Origin of the sequence: Nocardia sp. NPDC050413 (assembly GCF_040655475.1) — a bacterium.
Classification (GTDB): Bacteria; Actinomycetota; Actinomycetes; order Mycobacteriales; family Mycobacteriaceae; genus Nocardia; species Nocardia coubleae.
In genome coordinates, this window is record NZ_JBFAJZ010000009.1 from 55,959 (window position 1) to 78,259 (window position 22,301).

At 69.1% G+C, this 22,301-nt stretch carries 17 protein-coding genes; 8 read left to right on the top strand and 9 right to left on the bottom strand.

Annotated features, from left to right (window positions below; translation table 11 throughout):
• The first annotated feature begins 48 nt into the window (after positions 1–48).
• Positions 49–1,380 carry an acetyl-CoA C-acetyltransferase gene (locus AB0I19_RS21070; protein ID WP_067497154.1) on the top strand — a complete coding sequence of 444 codons (1,332 nt, stop codon included), beginning with the start codon at positions 49–51 and terminating at the stop codon, positions 1,378–1,380.
• 68 nt (positions 1,381–1,448) lie between these two features.
• Here AB0I19_RS21070 and AB0I19_RS21075 read toward each other — a convergent pair whose 3' ends face one another.
• The 4 genes from AB0I19_RS21075 to gnd form a co-directional block, all read right to left on the bottom strand.
• Entirely contained in the window at positions 1,449–1,679 is a 231-nt protein-coding gene (locus AB0I19_RS21075) for a hypothetical protein (protein ID WP_357150654.1), read from the bottom strand.
• Positions 1,680–1,790: 111 nt separating this feature from the next.
• On the bottom strand, positions 1,791–2,750 hold the full coding sequence (locus tag AB0I19_RS21080) for an alpha/beta hydrolase family protein (RefSeq protein ID WP_357150655.1): 960 nt from the start codon (positions 2,748–2,750) through the stop codon (positions 1,791–1,793).
• A 23-nt stretch (positions 2,751–2,773) separates the two neighbouring features.
• Positions 2,774–3,475 carry a hypothetical protein gene (locus tag AB0I19_RS21085; RefSeq protein WP_357150656.1) on the bottom strand — a complete coding sequence of 234 codons (702 nt, stop codon included), beginning with the start codon at positions 3,473–3,475 and terminating at the stop codon, positions 2,774–2,776.
• A 241-nt stretch (positions 3,476–3,716) separates the two neighbouring features.
• Positions 3,717–4,742, bottom strand: a complete 1,026-nt coding sequence (gnd, locus tag AB0I19_RS21090; protein ID WP_067497162.1) for a phosphogluconate dehydrogenase (NAD(+)-dependent, decarboxylating) — start codon at positions 4,740–4,742, stop codon at positions 3,717–3,719.
• A gap of 306 nt (positions 4,743–5,048) precedes the next feature.
• On the opposite strand from gnd, the gene AB0I19_RS21095 reads away from it, so the two are divergent.
• Complete coding sequence (locus AB0I19_RS21095; RefSeq protein WP_357150657.1) at positions 5,049–6,896, top strand: VanW family protein; 1,848 nt, start codon at positions 5,049–5,051, stop codon at positions 6,894–6,896.
• Positions 6,897–6,903: 7 nt separating this feature from the next.
• Here the strand turns inward: AB0I19_RS21095 and AB0I19_RS21100 are convergent, their stop codons facing one another.
• The 3 genes from AB0I19_RS21100 to AB0I19_RS21110 form a co-directional block, all read right to left on the bottom strand.
• Complete coding sequence (locus AB0I19_RS21100) at positions 6,904–8,052, bottom strand: DUF5685 family protein (protein WP_357150658.1); 1,149 nt, start codon at positions 8,050–8,052, stop codon at positions 6,904–6,906.
• A gap of 65 nt (positions 8,053–8,117) precedes the next feature.
• Positions 8,118–8,714 carry a TetR/AcrR family transcriptional regulator gene (locus tag AB0I19_RS21105; RefSeq protein WP_067497168.1) on the bottom strand — a complete coding sequence of 199 codons (597 nt, stop codon included), beginning with the start codon at positions 8,712–8,714 and terminating at the stop codon, positions 8,118–8,120.
• Positions 8,715–8,799: 85 nt separating this feature from the next.
• A complete protein-coding gene (locus AB0I19_RS21110) occupies positions 8,800–9,969 on the bottom strand; it encodes a glycoside hydrolase family 3 N-terminal domain-containing protein (protein ID WP_357150659.1) in 1,170 nt (389 codons plus the stop codon).
• 105 nt (positions 9,970–10,074) lie between these two features.
• Here AB0I19_RS21110 and AB0I19_RS21115 point away from each other — a divergent pair, with 105 nt between their 5' ends.
• The 4 genes from AB0I19_RS21115 (at position 10,075) to AB0I19_RS21130 (ending at position 16,349) form a co-directional block, all read left to right on the top strand.
• Positions 10,075–10,542 carry a universal stress protein gene (locus tag AB0I19_RS21115; RefSeq protein ID WP_067497170.1) on the top strand — a complete coding sequence of 156 codons (468 nt, stop codon included), beginning with the start codon at positions 10,075–10,077 and terminating at the stop codon, positions 10,540–10,542.
• A 57-nt stretch (positions 10,543–10,599) separates the two neighbouring features.
• Complete coding sequence (locus AB0I19_RS21120) at positions 10,600–11,691, top strand: chorismate-binding protein (protein WP_357150660.1); 1,092 nt, start codon at positions 10,600–10,602, stop codon at positions 11,689–11,691.
• 67 nt (positions 11,692–11,758) lie between these two features.
• On the top strand, positions 11,759–11,929 hold the full coding sequence (locus tag AB0I19_RS21125; RefSeq protein ID WP_022566695.1) for a DUF2613 domain-containing protein: 171 nt from the start codon (positions 11,759–11,761) through the stop codon (positions 11,927–11,929).
• A gap of 34 nt (positions 11,930–11,963) precedes the next feature.
• A complete protein-coding gene (locus AB0I19_RS21130) occupies positions 11,964–16,349 on the top strand; it encodes an alpha-(1->3)-arabinofuranosyltransferase (protein ID WP_357150780.1) in 4,386 nt (1,461 codons plus the stop codon).
• Positions 16,350–16,429: 80 nt separating this feature from the next.
• Here AB0I19_RS21130 and AB0I19_RS21135 read toward each other — a convergent pair whose 3' ends face one another.
• Positions 16,430–17,593 carry an acyltransferase gene (locus tag AB0I19_RS21135; RefSeq protein ID WP_357150661.1) on the bottom strand — a complete coding sequence of 388 codons (1,164 nt, stop codon included), beginning with the start codon at positions 17,591–17,593 and terminating at the stop codon, positions 16,430–16,432.
• Positions 17,594–17,702: 109 nt separating this feature from the next.
• Between AB0I19_RS21135 and AB0I19_RS21140 the strand changes: the two genes are divergently transcribed.
• Positions 17,703–18,893, top strand: a complete 1,191-nt coding sequence (locus AB0I19_RS21140; RefSeq protein WP_357150662.1) for a DUF3068 domain-containing protein — start codon at positions 17,703–17,705, stop codon at positions 18,891–18,893.
• Between the two features lie 25 nt (positions 18,894–18,918).
• Here AB0I19_RS21140 and AB0I19_RS21145 read toward each other — a convergent pair whose 3' ends face one another.
• Positions 18,919–20,100, bottom strand: coding sequence for a polysaccharide biosynthesis protein (locus AB0I19_RS21145; RefSeq protein WP_357150663.1), 1,182 nt, complete (start codon positions 20,098–20,100; stop codon positions 18,919–18,921).
• Positions 20,101–20,354: 254 nt separating this feature from the next.
• Between AB0I19_RS21145 and AB0I19_RS21150 the strand changes: the two genes are divergently transcribed.
• Positions 20,355–22,271, top strand: a complete 1,917-nt coding sequence (locus AB0I19_RS21150; protein WP_357150664.1) for a hypothetical protein — start codon at positions 20,355–20,357, stop codon at positions 22,269–22,271.
• Positions 22,272–22,301: the final 30 nt, after the last annotated feature.

The window sequence follows — 22,301 nt, forward strand, 5'->3', positions numbered from 1 at the left end:
GTAAGTTGGATGACAACCGATCACCCGACGAGACCATGGAGAACTCGAGTGACAAGCAAAGCCCGCTCGACGGCGGCCAAGGCAAGTACCGCCAAAACCGCGAAGACGCAGCGCCCGGTCGCGATCGTTGGCGGTAACCGAATTCCGTTCGCGCGCTCCGACAAGGCCTACGCGCACGCGTCCAACCAGGACATGTTCACCGCCACCCTCGACGGGCTGGTCAGCCGCTTCGGCCTGCAGGGCGAACGCCTCGGCATGGTCGTCGGCGGCGCCGTGCTCAAGCGCGTCGGCGAGCACAGCCTGATCCGTGAGAGCGTGCTCGGCTCCAAGCTCTCGCCCTACACCCCCGCACACGACCTGCAGCTCGCCTGTGGCACCGGCCTGCAGGCCGTGGCGACCGTCGGCGACGCGATCGCGATGGGCCGCATCGAGGCGGGCATCGGCGGCGGTACCGACACCACCTCCGACGCGCCGATCGGCGTGAGCGAGGACATGCGCGAGTGGATGCTCAACGCCAACCGCGCCAAGACCAACAAGGACCGGCTCAAGCTGGTCGGGCAGCTGCGGCCCTCGATGCTGGGCATCGAGATCCCGCGCAACGCCGAGCCGCGCACCGGGCTGTCGATGGGTGAGCACGCCGCCATCACCGCCAAGGAATTCGGCGTCTCCCGCGAGGCCCAGGACGAGCTGGCCTACCTCTCGCACAAGAACATGGCCGCCGCCTACGACCGTGGTTTCTTCGACGACCTGATCACCCCGTTCCTCGGGCTGACCCGCGACGACAACCTGCGTCCCGGTTCGACCGTCGAGAAGCTGGCCACGCTGAAGCCGGTGTTCGGCACCAAGCTGGGCGACGCCACCATGACCGCGGGCAACTCGACCCCGCTCACCGACGGCGCGTCGGCGGTGCTGCTGTCGACCGACGAGTGGGCCGCCGAGCGCAAGCTGCCGGTGCTCGCACACCTGGTGGACTCCGAGGTGGCCTCGGTGGACTACATCCACGGCCCCGACGGCCTGCTGATGGCGCCCACCTACGCGGTGCCGCGTCTGCTGGCCCGCAACGGCCTGACGCTGCAGGACTTCGACTACTACGAGATCCACGAGGCTTTCGCCTCCGTGGTCCTGTGCACGCTCGCCGCGTGGGAGTCCGACGCCTACTGCAAGGAGCGCCTGGGTCTCGACGGCGCGCTCGGCTCGATCGACCGCAGCAAGCTCAACGTGAACGGTTCCTCGCTCGCCGCGGGCCACCCGTTCGCCGCGACCGGCGGGCGCATCGTCGCCTCAACCGCGAAGATGCTGGCGGAGAAGGGTTCCGGCCGCGCGCTGGTCTCCATCTGCGCCGCGGGCGGCCAGGGCGTCGTCGCGATCATCGAGCGGTAGTCACACGCTGAAACAGCTGCGGCGGCACCCGGAATCCGGGGGCCGCCGCAGTCGTCTTCGGGCCTCTGTCAGCGGCACATCGGGTTCGGGTGCGGCTCGGCGGCGCCCCAGGGACCGCAGATGAGGAGCTTCATGATGCCGAGGGGGAAGTCGACGAGGGCGGAACCGGTGCCCGCGGAGCCGGACTCGGCGATGACCGCGGGCTGCGCGGGGGCGGCGAGGGCCGGGGAGGTGGCACCCGCGGCGATGCCCGCGACGGCAGCGGTGGTGACGAGGACTCGGATCATTCGACGGTGCATGGGGGAACCTCTCGGGTAACTGAGCAGAGCTAACTGTCACATCGGGGGTTTCAGCGAAGGCGTTTCCGAAACTTGTGGGGGCTTGACTCGCGAAACTTATTGTGTAACTGGCTATTCCGTGCCGATCGCGGCAGCTAGCACCGGCCAGGAGGCGTGCAGGTCCTGCTCCCAGTAGTGCCAGGTGTGCGCGCCCGCAGGCCGGAAGACGGTGTGCGCGGGGATGTTCAACTCGTTCAGGCGTGCAGCCAGCCGCTGAGTACAGAAGTTGGCCGCCGCTTCGATGGCGCCGCCGAGCATGATCTGGTTGGCCATGCCGACGGCTTTGCCGGGAGTCGCTCCGGGCGGAAGGGCTTCGGCGGGCCCGGGGAGCCCAGAGGCGCTGGACAGGTAGATCGTCTTGCCCCGCAGTCGATCCGCGTTGAGGTAGGCGTCGTTGGCCCGCCAGGCGGGGTCGTCGGGCGGGCCCCACATGTTCACCGGATCGGCGCCGGCGCGGGCCAGAACGAGGTCGATGAACGCGCGGCTCATCGGATCTTCGACCGTGGCGCAGCCGCTGAAAGCGCCGACTGCGCGGTAGCGGTCGGGCGCGGCGATGGCCAGGTTCAGGGCAGCCGTGGCCGACATGGACAGGCCCGCGACCGCATTCACGCCGGTGGTGCCGAGAGTGGCGTCGATGATCGGCGGTAGCTCCTCGGTGAGGAAGGTCTGCCATTTGTTACGGCCGAGCTTCGGGTCGTCACGCTGCCAGTCGGTGTAATAGGAGAACGCGCCCTCGGCAGGGGTGACCACGTTGACGTTCTTGTCGGCGAAGAACTCGACGATATCGGTCTGGTCGTACCAGTTCGCCACGTCCTCGCCCCCGCCCGCCCCGTTCAGCAGATACAGAGTCGGGCGGGGTTCGCTGGTGTCGAAGGGTGTGATGACCCGCAACGGGATCACCCGGTCCATCGACGCGGAGTACACGTGCAGCGTCTGCTGCCGCTGGCCGGGCCGCTCGACGCTGTCGAGGTGGGAGACGTCGGCCCCGGCCGTGCCGACCGTGAGCACGATCGACGCCGAGATCGCTGCCACGATCGAACACAGCCGGGCGAACATCAGCTGCCGATCAGGTTGCGCAGCACGTCGGAGAGGATGTCGGTGGCCGAACCGGTGGAGCTCAGCTGACCGTCGGAGGACCCGAGGCCGTTCTCGCCGAGACTGCCGATCACCGTCTCGCCCGCATTGGCGCCACGCGCGGTGAAACACGCCGTGAGATTGGGCATTTCGTTGCTCACGCCCACCGTGCCCGCGACGCCGACGCCGCCGCTGGTCACCTGCTGACCTGGCTGCAACGAGGACGGGACCGGGTAGGTGATGGTGAGGGTCACGGGGTTGCCCGAGTTCACGAACCAGCCGGTGCTGGTGACCTTCCAGCCGCCCGCGTTCGGTTCGGGCGTCACATCCTCGGTGACCTGGCCGCCGATGGCGTGATAGGCGGTGACAGTGGTCTTGACGGGGGCACCGAAGCCGCTGGGTGGGAAGTCGGTGATGGTGTTGACGTAGGGGTTGCCGATGCCGGTGGTCCCGACGACCACCTTGTAGGTGACCGTGGTGCCCACGCCGATCTCCTCGGCGCTCGCGATCTTGTCGTAGACGTGGGTGACGCCGACGGTGCTCGCGTCGCGCTTCTCGGCGTGACTACGAACCGAGCAGGTGCTGTCGGCGGCGGCGACGCCGGAGCCGAGGGCTACGCCCGCGCAGGCGACGACCAGCGCGGTCGTGGCGATTCCCGCGGCGGTGCGCGAAGTCCGGACCATGATTTCCTCCAAAGCCTCACCCTGAGCGGGTGGGGCGAATCCTCATCGAGTGGTGCTCCCCCTCCGGCGACAAGGTAACGGTGGAACTGGACAGTTGTCCTGGAAAACAAGAACGCGTTCCAATATTAGTGGAACATCCTCGTTTTACTCTCCAAGACGCGTGTGACCAGGTAATCTCCGCAAGTTTGTGCCCCCACGCGGGCCCGGCCTCCCGTGATGACGGGAGGCCGGGTGCGGACGACTACTTCGGCAGCTCGATGTGGCCGCCGAACGCCTTGCGCATGGCCGAGAGCATCTTGTCGGCGTATTCGGCCTCCCCGCGCGAGGAGAAGCGCTGGAACAGCGCGGCCGACAGCACCGGAACCGGGACGGCGGTGTCGATGGCGGCGTCGATGGTCCAGCGACCCTCGCCGGAATCGGACACCCGGCCGCTGAAGGAATCGAGGTTCGGGTCGGCGAACAGCGCGCCCGCGGTGAGGTCGAGCAGCCAGGAGGCCACCACCGAGCCACGCCGCCACACCTCGGTGATCTCCGGGATGTCGAGCTTGTACTGGTAGTACTCCGGGTGCTCGAGCGGGGTTTCCTCGGCCGAGTGCTCGCCGCCGTGATCGGCGCCCATATCGGCGTGCTTGAGGATGTTCAGACCCTCGGCGTAGGCGCTCATCGCGCCGTACTCGATGCCGTTGTGCACCATCTTCACGAAATGACCCGCGCCCGCCGGACCACAGTGCAGCCAGCCCTGCTCGGACGGGGTCGGCTCACCGGTGCGGCCGGGGGTGCGCGGCGCGGCATCGACACCGGGCGCGATCGACTTGAACAGCGGCTCGAGCCTGCGCACCTGTTCGTCCTCGCCGCCGATCATCAGGCAGAAGCCGCGTTCCAGACCGAAGACGCCGCCCGAGGTACCGACATCGAGGTAGTGGATCCCTTTGGGAGCCAGCGCCTTCGATCGCTTGATGTCCTCGTGGTAGCGGCTGTTGCCGCCGTCGATGATGGTGTCGCCCGGCTCGAGCAGGTCGGCGAGCTCGTCGATCGCGGCGCCGGTGGCACCGGCGGGAATCATCACCCACACCACCCGTGGCGCGTCGAGCATCCCGACGAATTCCTTCAGGTCGGTGCTGCCCCGGAAGCTGTCGCCGAGCTCGGCGGACAGCTCGTCGATGTGGCCCTGGTGGCGCTCGTGCCCGACGGCGCTGTGCCCGTCACGCACGATGCGGCGCACGATATTGGCGCCCATCCGGCCGAGGCCGATCATTCCCAACTGCATCAGTTCTCCCTCGTTGTCCGGTCCCTGGTGGCGAGTCTCACCCCTGATTGTCGCGCGCGACCGAGCCCAGCTGCCCGGCGGCATCGCACGCCCGGTCGAAATCGACCGAAAATCGGCTGTAACGCCCCGGTGAGGGCCGCGATAAACAGATCGGCTCCGTGTAGTTGCCAGACCCCCGACCCGGCAACTACACGGGGCCTTCCTGTTGTCTGCCCCACTTCGCCGGGCTGCCGAGTGCGCGCCGGGCCGTTACCCTTGGCGAGCACCCGGTAAACCCAACGGGGCCCATGAAACGGAAGGACCTCCGTGCCCAGCGAGTCGACCGCCGGACGACCGGCGGACCGAGGGCGGGGCGAGGTCGGACTACGCAAGCTGCTCGAAGCAAATCGCACTTTCGATGCCGACACCACCGCCCTGCCCACCCAGCCCATCAGCACCATCGCCCGTGACCACCGCCCACAGGCGCCTCAGCCGACCCCACCGGGCGACCAGCAGCTGGTCAAGCGGATCGGGATCGCCGTCGGTGCCGTGTTCGCGGTCGGCACCGCCGCCTACCTGGCCGACTTAGCGCTGAACGTGGGCGAGGTGCCGCGCGGCGTGGTCGTCGCCGGCGTGGAGGTCGGCGGGATGGATCAGAGCGAGGCCGACGCCAAGCTGCGCAGCGTTCTCGGACCGCGCGCCGACCAACCGCTGCCCGTGCGTATCGGCGATGTGCAGGCCAGCATGGTGCCCTCGGCGGCCGGTCTCGGCATCGACTGGGACGCCACCTGGGATGCCGTCGGCGGTCAGCCGCTGAACCCGGTCGGCCGATTGGTCTCACTGTTCGGGACGCGCGACGTCCCCGTGTCCAGCACCGTTGACAATGCGGCGCTCGATCAGCAGCTGAGCACGTTCCGCACCCACGACAACCCCACCGTGGAAGGCACCGTTCGCTTCGAGAACGGTGCACCCGTCGCGGTGCCGCCGGTCCCGGGCCGGGTGCTCGACATCGACGGCGCGCGCAGCACCATCACCGAGCGCTGGGCCGAGGTGAGCCTGCTCGACCTGCCCGTCGTCGCGGCGCCGGTCGAGGTGCGAACCGAAGCGGTACAGGCTGCGTTGCGCGATATCGCCACACCCGCTGTCGCCTCGCCGATCACGTTGGCGGCCAAGGACACCCGGGTGGCCCTGACGCCCGAGCAGATCGCGAGCGTGCTGAGTTTCGTACCCGACGGCAACGGCGGGCTCGCCCCGCAGATCGACAACGATGCCGTGATCGGGCTGCTCGGACCACAGGTGGTGACCACCGAGATCGAGCCCAAGGACGCCACGTTCACCGTCGGCGCCGGAAAGCCGACGGTCGTACCGGCCGTGGTCGGCGAGAAGATCGACTGGGCCAAGACGCTGGAGAAGCTGCCCGCGCTGCTCACCCAACCGGGTGAGCGGGCGTTCGAGGCCGTCTATCAGCGCATCGAACCGAAGCTCACCACCGAGGCCGCCGAGAAGCTCGGCATCAACGAAACCATCGGCGAATTCACCACCGGTGGGTTCAGCGGGCCCTCCGGGGTGAACATCCGGACCGTGGCCGCCAAGGTGAACGGTGCCGTCGTGAAACCCGGAGATACGTTCTCGCTCAACGGGTTCACCGGTCCGCGCACCGCCGCGGAAGGGTATGTCGAGTCCGGGATCATCGACAAGGGCAGGCCGAGCACGGCGGTCGGCGGTGGCATCAGCCAGTTCGCCACCACGCTGTACAACGCCGCCTACTTCGCGGGCATGGAAGACGCCGGGCACACCGAGCACAGCTACTACATCTCGCGCTACCCCGCCGCGCGCGAGGCGACGGTGTTCGACGGCGCGATCGACCTCGCCTTCCGCAACAACTCCGAACACGGTGTGTTCATCCAGGCCGTCGCCACCGGGTCCGACATCACGGTGCGGCTGTGGGGGACGAAAACCGTCGACGTGGAGTCGATCACGGGCGAGAAGACCAAGCCGACGGAACCGACCGAGATCACCCTGCCCAAGGGCAAGGACTGCATCGCCTCCGAGGGCGCACCCGGATTCACCATCTCCGACACCCGGGTGATCACCGATCGCAAGACGGGGCAGCAGATCTCGCGGCACACGCGCACCGTGAAGTACGACCCCATCCCGATCGTGAAGTGCGAGTGAGGTTTTCCTAGCAGTTGCAGTCGCAGCAGCAACCGTCGCCGCAGCATTTGCCGCACTCGCCGCAGTTGCCGCAGCACTCGCACGCGTCGCAGCAGTCCTTGCACTTCTTGCGCCAGGCCTTCTTTCGCCTGCCGTCGCAAGGACTGTTGTGGTCGACGCAGCACGCCGCACCGGTGCAGTAGACGCCGCAGATCTGGCCGATCGCCTGCAGCGGGCCTGGTCCGGACGACTTCTGCTCCGGTGCGGAAGGGAATTGGTAGGGCTCGTGATTCGCCGAGGCGCGACAGGTGTGCCCGGTGACGAGCCCGAGCCCGCGACCCAGGCTGCGCAGGAGCGCCGCCAGCGGATCGAGCAGCGCCCAGCGCACCGTCGGCACCTGGTCGAGTTCGGCCTCGACCGCCGCCCGGCGGATACTCGCCGCGCTCTCACGGACCAGTTCGTAGGCGCGCGGCATGTCGGTGCCGGTCGCGTCGAGGGGATTGAAGCGGCCGCGGGCGCGGTCGCGTTCGAGGTCTTCGATCGCGTCCGCGAGGTGGGCGATGCGGCCGACGTGGCGGCCGATTTCCTCCAGGGCGGCAACGTTTTCCGGTCGGCCGGCCAGGGTGGCGGTGTGGCCGAACAGGGTGGCCGCGCACAGCTGGGTGGGGCCGGTGAGGTCTTCGAGACAACCTTCCGCCGCACGCGCTTCGAGTCCCGGCTGTGCGGCGATCGCGGTCAGCAGCGGAGCTACGTCGAGCCCGATGGCGTCGGCTTGGCGTCGCGCATGGGTCGCCCACGAATCGGAGATCTTGCGCATCGGGCGGCGTGCGAACGCTGCCGCGTCACCGTCGTCGACGTGATCACGAATCTTGGCGGCGCCCAACAGGAGTGACGCCGTGGCGGCCAGTCGCACACCCGGCGCGTCGGCCGCGACCACCGACGCCCGGCGCATGCCGCGCAACGGGCAGGGCGCGGCGTTCGTCCGGGAACTCGCGCCTGCCTGTGCCTCGGTGAGGACGCTGAGCACGATCGCGTCGGTATTGGTCGCCGCGCGGGCCAGCTGGCCGTGGCCGTCGCGCAGGCCGAGACACAGCCCGCACATGTGCGCCTGCCACTGGTCCGGATCGATGCCGTACTTCGCCGCACCGTGCGCACACGGCTTCAACACTCCGAACACTGCCACCCCGTCGGTCTGAACTACCAGACAAGCACGATCGCAGGTCGCGGCGGTCGGGGCAACCGCTACTCGGGTTTGCGACCCGCCAGACCGCGCCAGGCCAGATCGTCGAGCAGGTCGACCGCCTCGGCCACCTCGATGCGGCCACCGGCGACGCGGTCGGCGATGGCCTCCCCCGCCCCGATCACGGCGGCGGCGACGACCTCGAAATTGGTGCCGGGCTCGGCGTGTCTGGCACTGGACTCCAGCAGCTTCGCGGTGAGTTCGATGACCCGCTCGCGGGCGTTCTCGATCTCGGCGGCGAATGCTTGCTGACCGATTGCCTGCCGGTAGAGAACCTGCCAGGACTGCCGGTTGCGGTCGACGAAATCGAGGAAGCCCTCGAGCGCCGTTCGCACCTGTTCGTGCGGCTTGAGCTTGGGATTGCCCGCGGGCGCGACGGCCTCGATCAGGCGAAGTCCCTCACGCTGGATGCACGCGCGGAAAAGCTCGTCCTTGGAGCCGTAATACAGGTAGAGCATGGGTTTGGAGATCTTCGCCTCGGCGGCGATCGCGTCCATCGATGTGTCGTGGAAGCCTTTGCGTGCGAATACCTCGACGGCGGCATCGAGCATCTGCTGCTCGCGAACCGCCCGGGGAAGCCGCTTCGTCCCGCCTGCCATCCACTCTCCTACCGCAGGGTGAGACTCCATCTTACTGTAAGGTAAGTTCCACCCGTGCCCATTTGCCGCACAGTCGCCACGCCGCTCAGCAGCCCAGTGCGACACCCTTGTAGCGGGCCATCCGCAGCACCGACGCATCGACTCGATCAGCGGGCAGTTTGCCACTCGACACCGACAGCTCCAAGCGGTCGAGTACCTGCGGCACCGCATCGGTGGTGATCCAGAGCGCGTTGTCGGCCCCGGCGACGAGCGCGGCCTCGACGGCCTCGGCGATCGTCATGCGGTCGGTGATGGCGGCCATGCCACCCAGATCGTCGGTGAAGATCGGGCCGTTGAACGGCGCGGCGCCGTAGCCGGTGCCCTGGCGCAGCAGCGACATCACGGCCGGGCTGATGCTGGCCGGGGTGTCGGGTTCGGTGAGGCCGGGCACGTCGAGATGGCCGACCATCACGGCGGCGCCGGAGTTCACCAGATCGCGGAACGGGATCAGGTCCTTGGTCTTCAGCTCGTCGAACGGGGGCGTGCGCACCGCACCCGTGTGCGAATCACCGGAACCAGAGCCGTGACCGGGGAAATGCTTGATGACCGAACCGAGGCCGACCTCGTTGGAGGCGCGGATGTAGGCGTCGGCGTATTCGGTGACCACCTGCGGGTCGTCGCTGTAGGAGCGGTCGCCGATGACGCTGTTGTCGGGCTGGGCGCTCACATCGGTGTCGGGCGCGAAATCGACCGTGATGCCGAGGTCCTTCAACGCCTTCGAGCGGGTGAGCGTGTTCTGGTAGTGCTGTTCGGGCGTCTGGGTCTGGGCGACCACCCGGGCCGAGGGCGCCTCGCCGATCACGGCCGACGCGCGCGAGACACGCCCACCTTCCTCGTCGATGGTCACCATCAAGGGCGCCTTGGCGAGGGCCTTCACCGCGTCGAGCTGGGCGCGGTCGAGCAGGCCCGGATCGGTCCAGCTACCGACGAAGATGCCGCCGACCTGCTCGGTGGTCACCACATTCGTGGCGTCGTCGGCGCCGGTGATGCCGACGGTGAGCAGCTGGGCGAGTTTCTCGCGCTGCGAGAAAGTGCCGAGATAATCGGCCCCGCAAGGCTTTTGGGCGGCACTGGTGGCGGCAGGCGCGCCGCTCTCCGACGACGGCGCCGTACCGCTGCTGCTCGCCGCGGTGGTCGTCTCGGTCGACGACCCTCCCGAACACGCGGTGGCGACGGCGGCGACAACTGCGAACACGACCACAGGCGATTTCCGCATGCACTCCACGGTAGACCCGGACCGGAACCGGTGCCGTCGTCAGGTTGGGTTCAAGCGGCAAATGGCCGGGTAACCTGGGGGAAAGACCCTGCGCAGGAGGTCGTCATGCCGTGCGATCGGATGCTCATCGCCTACGACGGTTCCGAACATGCCAAGCGCGCCGTGCAGTACGCGGGCCGGTTCCTCTCCGCCGAACGCGCCATTCTGCTCACCGCCTGGGAACCGATGGTCCGCCAGGCCGCCCGCATCTCCGGGCTCGCCGGGGTGATGCAACCGGAATGGGTGCCCGACGAGGAGATCGAGGACATCGCCTACACCGATGCCCGCAAGATCAATGCCGAAGGTGTGCAACTGGCCAAGCAGGCCGGTATCGATGCCGAGGCCCGAACCGTCGAGTGCACGACAACCATCTGGAACGCCATCGTCGACTGTGCCGATGAGCTCGATGTGGACATCATCGTCGCAGGTACACGGGGCAATACCGGATTGCGTGCGCTGCTGCACAGCAGTGTGGCCGAGGCGGTGCTCAAGCACGGGCACCGGCCGGTGTTCCTGGTGCCGCCCGAGCACTGAGAGTTGCGTCGCTCTCGCGGTTCGGCGGTGGGTACCCGGCGTTATGGTCGAACCACTATGAACCGATTTCTGCTGGCCCGGCCGGACGCGGTGCTGCGCGCCGAGGGGGTGCGCGCGAGTTTCGCCGATCCGGCGGCGGCGGTCGCGGCGCTGCGCGACGGGGCGCCGGAGTTGGTCGTCGGTGCGTTGCCGTTCGATCCCCGCGAACCCGCCGCGCTGTGGCAGCCCGAGACCGCTCTGCACACGGCCGGGCCGTGGCGTCCGGCCGCGCTGCCACCGTTGCCGCAGATGCGCGTTGTGGCCGAATCGCCCAGTGCGGCAGAGCATGTGGCGCGTGTTCGGAAGCTGGTGGAACAGCTGGCCGATCCGGCCGACGAGTTGCGCAAGGTGGTCGCCGCGCGCAGCGTTGTCGTCGAAGCCGATGCGCCGTTGGATCCCGAAGTGCTCGCGGGGTACCTGCTCACCAGGCATCCGACGGCCAATGTGTACGCGGTCGACCTGTCGGTGGCGGGCCGGGCGTCGGAGACACTGCTCGGCGCAACGCCCGAGGTGCTGGTCACGCGCCACGGTGACCGCGTGAGCCTGCATCCGCTCGCGGGGACGTTGCCGCACCTGTCCGATGCCGCAGCCGATGCCGCGCAGGCCCGTAAGTTGTTGTCCAGCAGCAAGAACAACGACGAGCACGGATTCGTCATCGAGTGGATCCGGCAGCAACTCGGGCCCGTGTGCGCGGAACTGCACATCCCCGAGCGGCCCGAACTGCTGAGCACCGAACAGGTCTGGCACCTCGCCACCCCCATCAGCGGGGTGTTGCGTGACCCGTCGACCACCGCGCTCGACCTTGCGCTGCTGCTGCACCCGACGCCCGCCGTGAACGGCACCCCCTTCGCCGCCGCGCTCGACGCCGTCACCGCCGACGAACGGCGCGGTTTCTACGGCGGAGCGGTGGGCTGGTGCGACAGCCACGGCGACGGTGAATGGGTGGTCGCCATCCGGGGCGGGGAACTGTCGGCCGACCGGCGCGTCCTGCGGGCGAGCGCGGGCGGCGGGATCGTCGCCGACTCCGATCCGGCCGAGGAACTGGCCGAGACCACCGCCAAATTCCGCACTCTGCTCGCCGCCCTGCGTTGCGAACTGCCCGAACGCTGACCTACCGGCGCACACCTGCTAGGTTGACCACCAGACAGGCCCCGACGTCGACGTATTGGAGTGCGCGATGAAGTTTGCTGTTCCGGCTGTTGCCAGCGCGGTCGGCGGCGCCCTGCTGAGCGCGATCGCCGTCTTCGCCATCACGGCAGCGGTGCAGCAGAACACGGCTCCCTCGATCGACCGCAGCGGTGACAAGGACTCCTCGCTGCTCAACGCTCCTGAATACGGCAGCCGCTGACGCGCAGGCCCGTGCGTCGCGCCCCTCGGGGCACCTGAACAAGGCGCCACTGGGCTGGCGCTGGTTCGTCGGCTCGGTCGTAGCCGCCTTCGTCCTGACCTTCGCGCAGGCGCCCGGCCTCACCGTCGCCGACACCAAATACGACCTCGCCCAGAACCCCCTCGGCTTCCTCGCGCGCGCCGCGCACCTGTGGAGCAGCCAGGCGCCCATGGGTCAGGTGCAGAACCAGGCCTACGGCTACTTCTTCCCACACGGCGCGTTCTTCTCCGCAGGTCATCTGCTGCATGTGCCCGCCTGGGTGACCCAGCGCGTCTGGTGGGCGCTGCTGCTGCTCGCCGGGTTCTGGGGCATCGTCAAGCTGTGCGAAACCCTCGGCATCGGGGCGCGTGGGTCGCGGGTGATCGCGGGTATCGCGTTCGCGTTGTCGCCACGGGTGCTCACCACTCTCGGGTCGATCTCCTCGGAGACGCTGCCGATGATGCTGGCGCCGTGGGTGCTGCTCGCGCCGGCCGCGCTCGGGGTGGCGCTGCGCGGTAAGTCAACGAGGGTAGATGCGCCGGACGACAGCGTGATCGAGCCTGCCACCGGCGCTGTGGGGAGGACGGTCGGGAACGCCGGGTCCGGCGAAGTCGGTCGCCTGCGTGGCCGAGTGGGGCGGGCCGGTCGCGGCTCGAGCACCGGCGAGTCGGTTGCGTCTGGGCCCACGCGCGGTGGAATCCTCTCACCCGCTGGTAGTGCGCTCGCGCTCGCGTTGATGGGGTCGGTGAATGCTGTCGCGACGGTGGCGGCGTTCCTGCCCGCCGCGCTGTGGTGGGCCTCCTACCGGCCGAATCGGCGGTGGTGGCGGTTCACGCGGGCGTGGATTCCGTTGCTCGTGCTCGCCACGTTCTGGTGGGTGGTGCCGCTGCTGCTGCTCGGGAAGGTGAGTCCGCCGTTCCTCGACTACATCGAGTCCTCGGGGGTGACCACGCAGTGGGCGGCGCTGAGCGAGGTGTTGCGCGGCACCGACAGCTGGACGCCGTTCGTGTCGCCCGAGCGGATCGCGGGGGCCGTGCTGGTGACCCAGCCCGCCGCGGTGCTCGCCACCGGGCTGCTCGCGGCGGCGGGCATGGCGGGGCTCGCGCGGTCGTCGATGCCGTATCGCGGGCGGTTCGTGCTGATCCTGTGTGTGGGATTGGCGGGGATCTGCGCCGGGTATGTCGGCACGCTCGGTGGGCCGTTCGCGGAATCGGTGCGGATCTTCCTCGACTCCGGTGGTGCGCCGCTGCGCAATGTGCACAAGCTGGAGCCGCTGATCCGGTTGCCGCTGGTGGTCGGGCTCGCGCACCTGCTCGGCCGGGTGCCACTGCCCGCGTCGGTGCCGATGCCGGTGTGGCGCAATGCTTTCGCCCATCCGGAGCGCGATCGTGTCGTGGCCGTGGCGGCCCTGGTTCTCGCCGCGCTCACCCTCGCGACCTCGCTGGCGTGGACCGGTCGACTCGCCCCGCGCGGCGCCTACGACCGGGTGCCCGCCTACTGGACCGACACCGCGCGATGGTTGGCCGACAATGCCGCCGACACCCGCGCGTTGGTCGTTCCCGGCGCGCCCTTCGGCAGCCAGATCTGGGGACTCACCCGCGACGAACCACTCCAGGCGCTGGCGAGTACCCCATGGGCAGTGCGCGATTCGGTGCCGCTGAATCCACCGGGCACCATCCGCGCCATGGACTCGGTACAGCGGCTCATCGCCGACGGACGACCGTCGACCGGGCTGGCAACCACCCTGGCGAACCAGGGCATCGGAATCGTGGTGCTGCGCAACGACCTCGACCCGGAGACCTCCCGCTCCACCCGGCCGATGCTGGCGCACCAGGCCATCGAGGGTTCACCGGGGCTCACCAAGGTCGCCGAATTCGGCACGCCCATCGGACCGCGCGCCGACGACGCGGGCCTGGTCGTCGACAACGACCTGCTGCCGTCGTACCCGGCCATCGAGATCTACCGGGTGGACCACGCGACGCCTGGCACGCCGACGCAGGTGCGCAGCGGCACCGGCGCCCCAGACTCGATCCCCGGCGCCTACACGGTGGGGCTCGACTCGGTTCCCGTCGTGCGCGGCGGACCCGAGGTGCTCGAGCGTGTTCGTCGCGACGGGGCAAGCGGCCCAGTACTTCTCGAAGCCGACGCCGCACGCGCCGGACTCCCGACCGAACCGGTGCTGCTGACCGACACACCCATGGACCGGGAATCGGACTTCGGCCGGGTGGACAACCACAACTCCGCCGTCCGCGCTCCGGACGACGCCCGCCGAACCCACAACCTCGTCCCCGACTATCCCGTCGACGGCACCGAACTCGTCCGTGGCCAGTGGTCCGGTGCGAAGGTGACCACCTCGAGTTCGGCGGCCGACGCCACCCAGATCGGCGGCGCGGCGCCCGGCAGTTCCACCGCCGCCGCCGTGGACGGCGATCCGAGCACCGCATGGATCAGCAACGGCGCGGAATCCGCACTCGGCCAGTGGCTCCGGCTGGATCTGGACAAGCCGATCACCAGCGGTTCGCTGCAGTTCACCACGACCGCGGCCGCGCTCGGCGATCCGGTGAAGTGGGTAGAGGTGCGCACGTCGCGCGGCACGGTGTCGGCCCGGATCACCGAACCCGGTGCGCCGGTCACCGTCGCCCTGCCCGCGGGCCGCACCGAGTGGGTGATGATCACCGCCGCGCGCACCGAAACCGGCACCCGTGGTGGGCAATTCGGGATCAGCGAACTCACCCTCGACGACTATTCGGTACGCGAGGCGCCGGTCCGCGTCGATATCCGGCATCGAGTCGTGCTCCCCGATGTTCCGGCGGGTACCACGGTGACCGGCTGGGACCTGGGGCAGGAATTCCCCGGTCGCACAGCGTGTTTCGACGGGCCGCTGCGGGTGCACTGCAGCAAGGGACTCGGTCTGCCAGCCGAGGAACCCGGCGTCTTCGGGCGGACGCTTTCGGTGCCCGAACCGATGCGAGTGAGTACCGACCTGACCGTGCGCACCCGCCCCGGACCGGCTCTCGAAGCGCTGCTCACCGACCCGGCCAGACCGATCGCGCGCGGCAAGGCCGATGTGGCCGATCTGCGCGGCGCCGCCTTCGCCGCCACCGACGGCGACCCGCGAACCACCTGGACCGCGCCGGAAGCAACCGTCCGTGGCCTCGCGGGTGCCAAACCCACACTGGTGCTGGAACTTCCGGAACCCGCACTGGTGACCGGGCTCGACATCACCACGGCCCTCGGCGGCCTGCCCGCCACCGCCACCTCCGTGCTGGTGAACCTCGGCAACGGTCCGCAGATGCGCGAACTGCCCGAACGCGAACACGGCGAACCCGCACGAATTTCGCTGCACCCCACCGTCACCGATCGGGTGGAGGTGAGCATTCAGCAGTGGAACGAGGTGCTCGACCGCACCGCGCTCGGCTTCGTCCTCACCCAGCCGGCCGGTCTCGCCGAAGTGGAAGTACTCGGCCCCGACTACCCGGCCCGCGCCCCCGGCGACCGGCTCGTGACCATCGGCTGCGAAGCCGGGCCGGTGATCGCCATCGGCGGGCGCGCAGTGCACACGACCGTCACCGCGACCGCCGACGAACTCCGTTCGGGTGCACCGGTTTCCGCACGCCCCTGCGAACTGGACGCGGCCGACATCGAGTTGCTGCCCGGCAAGCCCGACCTCACCGTCGTGCCGACGGAACTGTTCACAGTCGACCGGATTCGGCTGCCGCGCACCGATCTCGCGACCGCCCCGATCCTGGGCGGGACAAGCGATTCTTCCGAATCGAGCCCCGCCGGCGATGCGACCCACGAAGGCCCCTCTGCGCCGGCAGCCGATCCGACGAAGGCACGATTGCTGGTACTGCCGTTGAGCACCAATGTCGGCTGGGAAGCACACACCTCCGACGGGCGACTGTTGAAGCCCGTCGTGGTCGACGGTTGGCAGCAGGCCTGGCTTGTTCCGGCGGGGACGAGTGGGGAGATCACCGTGTCGTTCCCGGACGACCGGTGGTACCGGCTGGCGATCTTCGGTGGTCTACTGCTGCTGATTCCACTTGTGCTGCTTGCCATTCCGCGTCGGCGACCGGTTCCCGACGTCGGCCCCGCACCGACCACATGGGGTACCCGCCCACTTGCCGCCCTCGGACTCACCGGTGCGGTGGCGGTGATCTCCGGCCCGTTCGGGGTGGTGTGCACAGCTATCGCGGTGGCGTGCGGTCACTTCCGGCCCGCTGTGACGAGTCGGGTATTGCCCTGGGTCGCCGGTGTCGGGACGTTGGTCTCGGTGGCGGCGTTGTCGACCGGCACATGGCGGTCGGGCACCACCTATATGGGCGGCTCGATCTGGGCGCAGGCACCCGCGGTCATCGCTGTTGTCGCGGTGGGAGTCGCCGCACTTCCACGCCGGCGCTGACCTGTGGCCTGCCGACTCCATCGGGCCGAACGGACCGTGCGACGGACGGGATGTCGCCCGGCAATGCCGCCTCGCCGGGCTCAGACGCTGGCGGTTTCTTTCACAGCCCGCCGCTTGTCCCAGCGCCGGACCAGGCGGCGCGCGGGTTCCTCGATCAGCGCGTAGCTCGCGGCGGCCAGCGGCAAGGTCAGCGCGGTGGTGAGCACGAGGACGTACAGGAAGCTGCCGCTGAACGGCAACAGGCTGAACACCGGGAACACCATGGACAGCACGACCAGGTGCCACAGGAACACCCCGTAGGACCACCGGCCGAGCACCGCCGCCGTACGCGATTCCAGCCAGCGATGCGGTGGCGCGTCGGCCGGGCGCAGCACCAACGGCGCCAGCAGGCCGAAACCGATGATCGCACCGAGCAGCATCTTCACCGCGTACTGCCACGGCTCGGCACGTTCCAGACCGGCCGGTCCGCCGAACTCCGTCGCCGAGATCAGGAACGCGACCAGCGCGAAGCCCCACATCAGCGGCTGATTCGCCAGCAGCTTCGGCCAGCGGGCATCGGTGCGCAGGCGGTAGATCAGTTCGGCGAGCAGCATGCCCGCCGCGAACCACGGGATGTAGGCGGGCAGCCAGTTGTCGGCGTGGATGGCGTCGGGTGTCGGCACCGGCCACAGGTTCCACGTCAGGCTCACCGCGGCCAGTGCGCACAGCACGGGCACCCGCCACCGCGCCGACGGACCACGCAGCCGGACGAACGCCAACGCAAGCAACGGAAGCACCAGGTAGAAGGCCACCTCCACCGACAGGCTCCACATCTGGGTGAGGCCGTCGGTGAGTGTCAAGGGGACGAACACCTGCAGCAGGAACAGATTCGACACCCATACCCGCAGGTTCGCCGTCTGCGCGGCGCCGGGCAGCAACACGAGCACGAACACCACGACGGCCCAATAGGCGGGCATGATCCTGGCGAAACGGTGCAGCAGGTACCGCCCCGTCGACGGCGCCGCACCCACCCCGTGCGCGGCCGCCGCGTGCGGCCTCCACAGCAGGAAACCCGACAGCGCGAAGAACACCGCGACCGCCATGTCGAAGCGCTCCAGAATCGGCCCGACCACCGGTGTTCCGGATGCCGCGGTCTGGAAAGCCACGTGGGTGACGAGCACGCCGAGCGCCGCCATCCCACGCATTCCTTCCAGGGCGGGGATGAAGGTGCGCGGCGGCGGAACGGGGGCGTGCGGGCTCGTCATCGGGGTCCAGTCTGCCGTGTCGGCGATTTAGCGGGCACAGCGCCGCCTTCCGTCGTCATGGGCTGTTAGTGTCGGCTCAATCCGTGTTCGAACGACGAGGAGAGTTTGCATGGCACTGAGTGCCGGTACCAGAAGGACGGTCGCCTGCGTGCTCGTGGGTCTGGGCGCGGCATTGCTCGTTGCCGCGCTCATGATCCCCACCTACACCGTGAGCAAGGTGGCCAAGACTCCGCTCGACCTCGAGATCACCACCATCGCGGAGAACCAGCCGGGCGAGGACAGTCTCGTCCTCGACTCCAAGTCGCTGACCTCCGGTGACGGTCCGGCCGTTGTCGACAAGAACGTGCCGCTGATCTCGCAACGTTTCGTCACCGTCGAGGAGCCCTCCGACGCCGACAAGATGACGCTGCAGGCGGGTCAGACGCTGCGCCGCACCGATGTGCAGGGTGACACGGGCCTGCTCACCGCGGCCATCGACCGCGTCACCATCTCGCGCACCACCGGCATGCCGGTCGACGAGGAGCCCAACGGCTCCATCGCGGTCACCGTCAACAAGGACGGCAGCGTGATGGAACCGGTGCAGCACACCGGCATCGGCTACCGCTTCCCGATCGGCACCGAGAAGAAGACGTACCCCTACTTCGACATCAACGTGCGAAAGTCCTTCGACGCCAACTTCATCGAAGAGACCGAGATCAACAGCACCAAGGTGTACCGGTTCCAGATGATCGCGCCCGTCACCAGCACCTGGGACGTGGTGCAGTCGCCGACCAACCGGCTCACTCTGCCCGCCGCCAAGTGGGGCGTCACCGACGTGCCCGCCGACGCGCCGGTCACCATGACCCGCTACTACACCAACGTGCGTGACCTGTGGGTCGAGCCGCAGACCGGCACGGTCGTCAAGGGTGGCGAATCGATCCACCTGTTCTACGCGCGCACGGCCGACAAGCCCGAGGTGACCGCGCTCAAGTCGCACATCGTGTTCGACGAGTCGACCGTCGAATCGCAGCTGGCCATCGCCAAGGAGAACACCGACAAGCTGTCGCTGTTCGGGCGCATCGTGCCGATCGTGCTCGGCATCCTCGGCGTGATCGCGCTGCTGGCCGGCCTGTTCCTCGGCCTGCGCGGTGGTAGCACACCGGCCCACGCCTCCCCTCGTGGCACCCGGCCCACGCCCGCGCCGACCGCCGCCGAACCCGGCGCCACCCGCTGGGACGGCGACGAAGCGCCGACCACCCAGTTCCCGCGCGGTGACTACGATTCGCCGACCGAACAGATCGACACGAACAAACGCCCCTGAGGCAAGCGGTTCACGACGGCCCCGGTCACCGACCGGGGCCGTCGTCGTTTCGCGCGGTGCGCAACACGACCAAGGCGACGATCGTCGTGGTGACGGCGGCGACGCAGACGGCGATGCCGATGAGCGAACCGATGCTGTCGGCGAAAGCGAGCATCAACGCGACCTCGACGGCCAGACCCACCCAGGTGACCATCGCCAGGCCGGTGCGTTCCACCGCGATCGCCGACAGCAACGCGCCCTGCAGAACGGCGAGCATGGCGCCGTGCAGCGCGAAAATCCACAGCATGCCCTGGATGGGCGCGTAGTCCTGACCCGCGAACAGGGGTGCGAGGGGAGCGGCTAAGGCGGCACCGATGACCGCGACGATGCCGATCAGCGACAACACCGACAAGGCGTCGCGGATGGCGCGGGCCGAATGCGTCGGCTGGGCCATGCGTGGGTACAGCACAACACCAACCGCCTGCGGGAGCCAGAAGGCGATCTTGGTGGCGATGGTGCCGAGGGAGTAGCGGCTGGCGTCGGCGTCGTCGAGGACGATGCGCACGACGATCAGGTCGGCCGAGGACAAGGCCATCAGCGCGGCCTGCACTTGGACGGCACGCAAGACCGGGAGGACACCGATCGCCTGCTCGTGCGGTTCGACGGTAGCGGTCCGCCCCTCGAGCAACAGGTCTGCTGAATCGCTCGCGGTTGCCGATCGGACGATGCGGCCCGCGACGAATGCGGCGACGACGAGTCCACCCGCTGCGGCGAGTAGGGCGCCCGCCGAACCCCCGCCGAGGGCGAGCGCGATCAGAGCGGGTGCGACGCGAGCGGTTCCCGCCAGCGCAAGGACCGTCGCCAAGGCACGGAACTGGTTGGCGCCCTGGAGGATTCCCTGTTCACCGGACAGGATCACCAGAGCGGGAGCGGCGCCGAGGGCAGCGGCCGCCGCCAGCACGCCGACGTGCAGCACCGTCGCGACGACCGGGATCAGCACCACCGCGACCGCCGCGACCAGCGCGGCACACCGCCACTGCATCGCCCGCACCGCGCGCAGACCGGCACCGCGCACGACTTCGCGCGCCACCACGTTCTGCATCGCCAAGGCGGGCACCGCGCACAACAACTGGACCGCGAGCAGACTCGCGAACTCGCTGAAGCCGGCCACACCGAGCCAGCGACCGGCCAGCATCTGCAGCAGGTAACCGGCGACGTTGGCGGTCATCGCGCCGGCCGTGACCCACGTCAGATCGGCAACAACAGGGGGGCGGCGGACCGAAGGCACGCCCCATCGTCGCACCTCATCGCCCCTGCGGTGGGCGGTACCCCGAAATGTGAGTCCGAGCGGACTCACCCTGAGCTTCGCTTCTGGAGCGCTGGCGCACTCGAGGCGGGGCCTTCGCGTTGTCGCACCCTCGGGTCGGTCCAGATCAGGGCGGGCCCCGCCGTGCTTCCCGCAAGCATCTAGGGTGCTCTGATGTGACAGCTAGCGCGAGGCTCTGGGTTGCCGCGTACTGCGCGCTCCTCACGGCTGTGATCGTCGGCCCGCTGGCAGGCTCCGGATACCTGCTGCTGCGCGACGCGGTGAGTACCCCGCGCTCCTACCTGACCGACTCCGCGCTCGGTCTCGGCGCCGCCGCACCCCGCGCGGTGCCGCAGGACGCGCTGCTCGCCGTCCTCTCCCCCGTCGTCGACGGCGGCATCCTCGTCAAAGCCATCCTGATCGTTTCCCTGTGGTCGGCAGGCTACGGCGCCGCTGTCCTCGCCCGCCGCTTCGTCAGCGCGACCACAGGCCCGCAACTCGTCGCCGCGACCCTGGCACTCTGGAACCCTTTCGTCGCCGAACGCCTCCTCCAAGGGCATTGGAGTCTGCTCGCGGGGTATGCGGCTTTGCCCTGGGTGGCGTTGGCGGCAATGCGTCTGCGCGAGCCGGAGGTCGATTCGTCAGTCGGCATCCGCTCGTACGAGCGCAGCCACACCGAGGCGAGCCTCGCCCGTGCTGCCGGGTCGGGTACAGACTCGACCGCCGAGACCGGCACCGGCAGAGGATCACCGGGCAGCGTCAGCGAGGTCGACTCGGCACGTGCGAGTGGTACGTCGATTGTCGGACGCGCATGGAGCGGTGTTCAGGCCCGCCGTTCCCGGGCGGGAGCACGTATCGGTGCGTGGGCCGCGCTGGTCGCGGCGTTCGCGGCAGCCGGGTTGACGCCGACCGGGTCGTTGCTGGCGGCCGTCATCGGACTGGCGATGATCGGGTGGCGGAAGATGCTGCCCGCGGGCGTTCTGTGGGTGCTCACCTGTGCGCCGTGGTTGACGGCGACCGCGTTGGGAGCCGGGGCCGAGCCGTCGGATCCCGAGGGGGTTTCGGCCTTCGCGGCGCGGGCGGAGCCGTGGTTGGGGACGTTGGGCAGTCTGGCCGGGCTCGGGGGGATCTGGAACGCGGAGGCGGTTCCGGGTAGCCGGACAACGCCGGTGGCGTTCGTCGCCACAATGTTGTTGCTCGGGATAGTCGCGCTCGGGGTGCGGGCGGTGTGGGCGCGGGGGCACCGGGCATTGCTGGTCATCGCGGTGGTGGCTGTGGTCGTGCCCGCGCTCGGGGCGACCAGCGGGGGGATCGCGGTCGGCGAATGGTTGGTCGTGCATGTGCCCGGTGCGGGGTTGTTGCGTGACAGCCAGAAGTACGTGGCGCTCGCGATGCCCGCGTATGTGTTGTGCGCGGCGGCCGCCTGCACCACCGTGCTCACCTTCGCACGTAGGTTCGCGCCGACGATCCATGACGGCGTACGAACCGGAACATCCGCTGTCGCAACACTTTTCATCGGACTGCTGATTCTCCCTCTCCCCGACCTGGCCTGGGGCGTCGGCGGCGAGATGCGCCCTGTCCACTACCCCGCAGGCTGGGAAGAAGTCGTCGAACACATCGACGCGCCGGGCGACGTGGCCGTCCTCCCCGCAGGCATGTTCCGCCGATTCCCTTACAGCGGAACAGCTCCCGTCCTCGACCCCGCTCCCCGAATCCTCCCCGACGACGTCCTCCAAACAGGCGAACTCCGCGTCCGAGGCTACGCCGTAGCAGGCGAAGGAAACCGCGCCCGCACAGTCGAAACGGCCCTACTCGAAGGCGCCCCCGCCACCGACCTAGCCGCCCTCGGCGTCGGCTGGATTCTCATAGAACGCACCACCCCCGGCCCCCTCGGCGCCTCCCAGTCCACCCTGACCACAACCCAACTCACCTACCAAGACCCCGACCTAGCCCTCTACCGGGTCCCCAACCCAACCCCCACCGACACCGCAACCCCCACCCAACGTCGAATCTCCGCCACCGCCCACCTCCTCTGGGCCACCCTCCTCCTCGGAGCACTCCTCACAGCCACCCTCTGCCGAAACCCCAACTGACGGAGTGTCATCCGGCGATCCCTCGCGCGT